The sequence below is a fragment of the Kitasatospora sp. NPDC052896 genome (assembly GCF_044547075.1).
GTDB lineage: Bacteria > Actinomycetota > Actinomycetes > Streptomycetales > Streptomycetaceae > Kitasatospora.
The window spans coordinates 21436-27825 of record NZ_JBITZU010000016.1; the positions used below are offsets into that span (position 1 = coordinate 21436).

The 6390-nt window shown below is 73.7% G+C and carries 6 protein-coding genes; 5 read left to right on the forward strand and 1 reads right to left on the reverse strand.

Going from position 1 to position 6390, the window contains the following annotated elements:
• Positions 1-242: 242 nt before the first annotated feature.
• The 5 genes from ACIGXM_RS26205 to mshC all read left to right on the forward strand — a co-directional run bounded on the left by ACIGXM_RS26205 (position 243) and on the right by mshC (position 4998).
• Complete coding sequence (locus ACIGXM_RS26205) at positions 243-1289, forward strand: LLM class F420-dependent oxidoreductase (RefSeq protein WP_396564911.1); 1047 nt, start codon at positions 243-245, stop codon at positions 1287-1289.
• Between the two features lie 81 nt (positions 1290-1370).
• Positions 1371-2057, forward strand: coding sequence for a histidine phosphatase family protein (locus ACIGXM_RS26210; RefSeq protein WP_396564913.1), 687 nt, complete (start codon positions 1371-1373; stop codon positions 2055-2057).
• A 121-nt stretch (positions 2058-2178) separates the two neighbouring features.
• Positions 2179-2745, forward strand: coding sequence for a DUF3090 domain-containing protein (locus tag ACIGXM_RS26215; protein WP_396564915.1), 567 nt, complete (start codon positions 2179-2181; stop codon positions 2743-2745).
• A gap of 113 nt (positions 2746-2858) precedes the next feature.
• Positions 2859-3656: an SCO1664 family protein gene (locus tag ACIGXM_RS26220; RefSeq protein ID WP_396565138.1), complete on the forward strand. Its 798-nt coding sequence runs from the start codon at positions 2859-2861 to the stop codon at positions 3654-3656.
• Positions 3657-3768: 112 nt separating this feature from the next.
• Complete coding sequence (mshC, locus tag ACIGXM_RS26225) at positions 3769-4998, forward strand: cysteine--1-D-myo-inosityl 2-amino-2-deoxy-alpha-D-glucopyranoside ligase (protein WP_396564917.1); 1230 nt, start codon at positions 3769-3771, stop codon at positions 4996-4998.
• 52 nt (positions 4999-5050) lie between these two features.
• On the opposite strand, the gene ACIGXM_RS26230 is transcribed toward mshC, so the two are convergent.
• The gene (locus tag ACIGXM_RS26230; RefSeq protein ID WP_396564919.1) at positions 5051-6070 is read right to left on the reverse strand and encodes a slipin family protein; all 1020 of its coding nucleotides are present in this window, start codon (positions 6068-6070) and stop codon (positions 5051-5053) included.
• Between the last annotated feature and the right edge of the window lie 320 nt (positions 6071-6390).

The following is a 6390-nucleotide window of genomic DNA, read 5'->3' on the forward strand; positions in this document are numbered from 1 at the left end:
CGGCACCCCCGGACCGTTCGTGGCGACCCGCGGTGCTGCTGGAAACACGCGGCCGGGTCACGTGACGTCCATATCGGTGCGAAGCCTAGTGGCCGCCCGCCGGGCCGCCGCGCAGACCCGCAGGAGGCCGCGGGGCGCGGCCGGGGCGGATGTGACGCGGGGCACAGCTACCGGCCAGTAGCATGGCCCGCCAGGCCCGGCTACGCTCGGCTCGGACTCTCTCCCGGAAGGCAAGGCCCCCTATGCGACTCGGTATCAACCTCGGTTACTGGGGACTCGGCATGGACGCCGACAACATCACGGTCGCCCAGGAGGCCGACCGGCTCGGCTACTCGGTCTGCTGGGCCGCCGAGGCGTACGGCTCGGACGCCGCCACCGTGCTCTCCTTCGTGGCCGCCAGGACCGAGCGGATCGACGTCGGCTCGGCGATCTTCCAGATCCCGGCCCGCACCCCGGCGATGACCGCGATGACCGCCGCCACCCTGGACACGCTCTCCGGCGGCCGGTTCCGGCTCGGCCTCGGGGTCTCCGGCCCGCAGGTCTCCGAGGGCTGGTACGGCGTCAAGTTCGACAAGCCGCTGGCCCGCACCCGCGAGTACGTCGAGATCATCCGCAAGGCGATGTCCCGCGAGCGGCTGGTGCACGAGGGCGCGAACTGGACCCTGCCGCTGCCCGGTGGCCCGGGCAAGCCGCTCAAGCTGACCGTCCACCCGGTGCGCGAGCACATCCCGCTCTACATCGCCGCGATCGGCCCGAAGAACCTGGAGCAGACCGGCGAGATCGCCGACGGCTGGCTGGGCATCTTCTTCGCCCCCGAGCACGCCGCGCTCTCCCTCGACCCGCTGCGGGCGGGCCGCGCCAAGGCCGGTCTGACCCTGGACGGCTTCGACCTCTGCCCCACCGTCACCATCTCGGTCGGCGAGGACGTCAAGGCCGCCGCCGACGCCCAGCGCTCCTACGCCGCCCTCTACATCGGCGGGATGGGCAGCAAGGAGAAGAACTTCTACAACCAGCTGGCCCGGCGGATGGGCTACGAGCAGGCGGCGGACGAGATCCAGGAGAAGTACCTCGCCAAGGACTACCAGGGCGCCGCGGCCGCCGTGCCGCACGACCTGATCGACGCCACCTCGCTGCTGGGCCCCAAGGAGCGGATCGCCGAGCGGATGCAGGCCTACGCGGCCGCCGGGGTGACCACGCTGACCCTGGCGCCGGCCGGCTTCACGCTGGACGAGCGGATCGCGGCGCTGCGCACCGGGGTCGAGGCGCTGGAGCTGGCCGGCCTGGCCTGAGACCCGCAGCTCTTCCCGGGCCGGTCCGAGCCGCCGGCCCGGGCCGGGCTGCCCCGCACCGTCACGCCGTAGGCTTGCCCCATGCCGACACTGTTGCTGGTACGCCATGGCCGCTCGACCGCGAACACCGCCGGGATCCTGGCGGGTTGGACCCCCGGGGTCGACCTGGACGACACCGGCCGGGCCCAGGCGGCGGCGCTGGTGGAGCGGCTGGCCGAGGTCCCGCTGGTGCGGGCGGTCAGCAGCCCGCTGGAACGTTGCGGGCAGACCCTGGCCCCGCTGCTGGCGGCCCGCCCCGAGCTGGGCGAGCCGACCCTGGACGAGCGGCTCGGTGAGTGCCACTACGGCGAGTGGACCGGCCGCCCGCTGATCGAACTCGCCCTCGAACCGCTCTGGCGCACCGTCCAGGACCACGCCTCGGCGGCCGCGTTCCCCGGCGGCGAGTCGCTGCGGGCGCTGAGCCACCGGACGGTCGCGGCGGCCCGCGAATGGGACGAGAAGATCGCGGCCGAGCACGGCCCGGACTCGGTCTGGCTCGCCTGCACCCACGGTGACGTGGTCAAGGCGGTGGTCGCCGACGCGCTCGGCCTGCACCTGGACCACTTCCAGCGGATCAACATCGAGCCCTGTTCGATCACCGCGATCCGCTACACCCCGCAGCGCCCGTTCGTGCTCCGGATGGGCGACACCGGCGACCTCGCCACTCTGCGGCCGCGCCCGGCCGCCGGCGGCGACGCGGTGGTCGGCGGCGACACCGGCACCGCCTAGCCACCGCCGTCCAGGCTCGCCGCACGGCCGGGCCGGACCGCCGCCGGCCGGCGCCGAAGCCGTAGGGTGAAGAAACGCGCCCACCCCCACCGACCGTCTTCCCAACCCCCGGAGCGAGAAAGTGCCCCGTCAGGTCTTCTTCTACGACCAGCCCGAGCGGTTCGTGGCCGGCACCGTCGGCCAGCCCGGCTCGCGGGCCTTCTTCCTGCAGGCCAGCGCCCGCGGCCGGATCACCAGCGTGCTGCTGGAGAAGACGCAGGTCGCGGCGCTCGCCGAGCGGGTGGACGAGGTGCTCGACGAGGCGCTGCGGCGCAGTGGCGGCCAAGCCCCGATCCCGGCCGTCGCCCCGACCGAGCTGATCGACACCGCGCCGCTGGACCTGCCGCTGGAGCAGGAGTTCCGGGTCGGCACGATGGCCCTGGCCTGGGACAGCTCCGAGGGCCGCCTGGTGGTCGAGGCCCAGGCCGTGCTGGAGGACGCCGAGGAAGAGGAGGCGGAGGCCGCCTTCGAGGACGACGAGAACGGCCCGGACATGCTCCGGGTGCGGCTCACCGGCGCGATGGCCCGGGTCTTCGCCAAGCGGGCGTTGGACCTGGTCGCGGCCGGCCGCAAGCCCTGCCCGTTCTGCAACCTGCCGCTGGACCCGGAGGGGCACCTGTGCCCCCGCGCGAACGGCTACCGGCGCTGAACGGCGCGACCGCGGACGCCCCGGGACCGGAGCCCGTGGCGGTGGACGCCGAGGCGGAAGTGGACGAGGTGGAACCGGCGATACCTGAGGTCGACCCGGTGGCCAGCGCGGCCCTGGCCGCCGACGTCCCCGCGGCGCTGGCCCTGCTCCGCGAGGGCGAGCTGACCGTGCACGGCCAGCTCTCCGACGCCTCCAACGCGGCGCTCTACTGCTCGGTGGCGCAGGACGGCCTGAGCGCCGTCTGCGTCTACAAGCCGGTGGCCGGCGAGCGCCCGCTCTGGGACTTCCCGGACGGCACGCTGGCCGGCCGTGAGGTCGCCGCCTACGAGCTGGCCGCCGCGACCGGCTGGCAGCTGATCCCGCCCACCGTGCTGCGGGACGGGCCGTACGGGGCCGGGATGGTGCAGCTCTGGGTCGAGCCCGACCCGCAGGCGCCGCCGCTGCTCGCGCTGCAGAACCCGGCCGGCCCCGAACCGGGCTGGCTGCCGATCGTCCGGGCCGAGGTCGGCGGCGGTCGCACCGCGCTGCTGGTGCATCCCGACGACACCCGGCTGCGCCGGCTCGCGGTGCTGGACGCCGTGCTCAACAACGCCGACCGCAAGGGGGGCCACCTGCTGCCCGCCGCCGACGGGCGGATCTACGGGATCGACCACGGGGTCACCTTCGCGGTCCCCGGCAAGCTCCGCACGCTGCTCTGGGGCTGGGCCGAGCAGCCGCTCGCCGAGGAGGCCGCCGAGATGCTGCGCCGGCTCGACGCGGAGCTGGCCGGGCCACTGGGGGAGCGGTTGCGGCCGCATCTGACGGAGGCTGAGCTGACGGCCACCCGGGGGCGGGTCGCCGTGCTGCTGCGGACCGGCCGCCATCCGCTGCCGTCCGACGAGTGGCCGTCGATCCCCTGGCCGCCGGTCTGAGTGAGCCCGTGCTGTTCATATCGGACCGGTAACGATCGGGCAGATAAGGAATTTCAACTGATTCTGCCTACTGGTTAGCCTTTCAAATGATCGCAAGGTTAGAGTCATTTTCATGCATGCCTGGCCCGCTTCCGAGGTTCCCGCCCTGCCTGGTCAGGGACTCCCCCTGCGTATCCACGACACCGCCGCGGGCGGCACCCGGGAGGTCGTCCCCGAGGGCCCCACCGCCCGGCTGTACGTCTGCGGGATCACCCCGTACGACGCCACCCACCTGGGCCACGCCGCCACCTACAACGCCTTCGACCTGGTCCAGCGGGTCTGGAAGGACGCCGGTCACGACGTGCTCTACGTCCAGAACGTCACCGACGTGGACGACCCGCTGCTGGAGCGCGCGGTCGCCACGGGCGAGGACTGGACGGTGCTCGCCGAGCGTGAGACCGCGCTCTTCCGCGAGGACATGACGGCGCTGCGGATGCTGCCGCCGGCCCACTACATCGGCGCCGTCGAGTCGATCCCGTGGATCGTCCCGCTGGTCAAGAAGCTGCTGGCGAGCGGCGCCGCCTACCGGGTGGACGACGACATCTACTTCTCGGTCGACGCCGAGCCGCGGTTCGGCGAGGTCTCCCGCCTGACCCGTGAGGAGATGCTGCCGGTCTTCGCCGAGCGCGGCGGCGACCCGGACCGTCCGGGCAAGCGCAACCCGCTGGACGCGCTGCTCTGGCTGGCCGCCCGGCCCGGCGAGCCCGCCTGGGACACCGAGCTCGGCCACGGCCGCCCCGGCTGGCACATCGAGTGCGTGGCGATCGCGCTGGAGTTCCTGGACATGTCCTTCGACATCCAGGGCGGCGGCAGCGACCTCTCGTTCCCGCACCACGAGATGGGCGCGGCGCACGCCCAGGCCGCCACCGGCGCCCACCCGTTCGCGCGGGCGTACGTGCACGCCGGCATGGTCGGGCTGGACGGGCACAAGATGTCCAAGTCCCGCGGCAACCTGGTCTTCGTCTCCAAGCTGCGCCGCGACGGTGTGGACCCGGCGGCGATCCGGCTGGCCCTGCTCTCCCGCCACTACCGGTCGGACTGGGAGTGGGACAAGTCGGTGCTGGACGAGTCCGTCGAGCGGCTGGCCCGCTGGCGGGCGGCGGTCTCCCGGCCGGACGGTCCGGCGGCCGAGGGCCTGCTCGCCGAGGTGCGCGCGGCGCTCGCCGACGACCTGGACGCCCCGGCGGCGCTCGCCGCCGTGGACCGCTGGGCCGCCCTGCAGGCGGAGAGCGGCGGGACCGACATCGGCGCCCCCGGGCTGGTCTCGCGCACGGTGGACGCCCTGCTCGGCGTCGCACTCTGACGGACGGCGCGCGGCGCGGGGGCTGCTCCCCGGCGCCGCGCGCTTCGCTCGCTCAGCGGGCTTCGGCGCTCCGGTCCTCGGCGCTCTGGTTCTGGGTGTCCCGGTCCTCGGTGTCCCGGTCGGGGAACCCGGGGGCCGTGCGGTCCAGCGGGGAACCGGCTGTGGCCGGCTCGCCGATCCCCGGGTCGCCGATCGCCACTCGCTCGGCGCCGTTCGCGAGCCGTGGCGCCTCGGGCGACCCCGGCACGGCCGACGGATCGGCGTTCTCCGCCGTCGCCTCTGCCGCCTCCGCCGAGCGCTCGTTCGCCGCCGTCGCGCTGTCCAGGAAGCGCAGCAGCTCGACCGGGAACGGCAGCACCAGCGTCGAGTTCTTCTCGGCGGCCACCTCCACCACGGTCTGCAGGAGCCGCAGTTGCAGCGCCGCCGGGGTATGGCTCATGATCGCGGCGGCCTCGGAGAGCTGCTTGGACGCCTGGTACTCGCCGTCGGCGGTGATGATCCGGGCCCGCCGCTCCCGGTCGGCCTCGGCCTGCCGGGCCATCGAGCGCTTCATCGACTCCGGCAGCGCGACGTCCTTGATCTCCACCCGGTCGATCTGGATCCCCCAACCGAGCGCGGGGCTGTCCAGCATCAGCTCCAGGCCCTGGTTGAGCGGCTCGCGGTTGGCCAGCAGGTCGTCCAGCTCACTCTTGCCGATGATCGAACGCAGCGAGGTCTGGGCGACCTGCGAGATGGCGAACTGGTAGTCCTGCACGTTCACGGTGGCGAGCACCGGGTCGACCACCTGGAAGTAGACCACCGCGTCGACCCGGACCGTCACGTTGTCCCGGGTGATGCCCTCCTGGGCGGGCACCGGCATGGTCACGATCTGCACGTTCACCCGGCGGATCCGGTCGGCGACCGGCAGCAGCATCACCAGCCCGGGCTGGCGGACGTCCGCCCGTACCTTGCCGAAGCGGAACACCACGCCACGCTGGAACTGCTGCACCACTCGTACGCTCGCGGCGGCCCACAGGGCGCCGAGGCCGGCGACTCCGGCCAACGCCCCCAAGACCGCATCCAGGATCAACATCGCCGTCACCTCGGCCACACCCGGCTCCGGCTTTCCACGGTACTCCCGCGTGTGGGTCCGCAGCAGGCCCGATCGGGCCCCACGGCGGGGCCTTCGCGGCTCCCCCCACCGCGAACCCTGGCGCCGTCTCCGCTCGAGCCGCCGATCCGGGTCCCGAGATTGGTCTAGACCCTTGACAGGCCCCGGGTCCGCCGGGTGCACTGGACCGGTGCCGATGACCGGCGCCAGCCCCACGCCCGGCAAAGGCCCAGCGGGGTGCGTCCGCTGAAGGCCCCGCAGCCCTCCAGGGCGTCGTGGCGGGGGGCGGTGCGGTCGCCGGC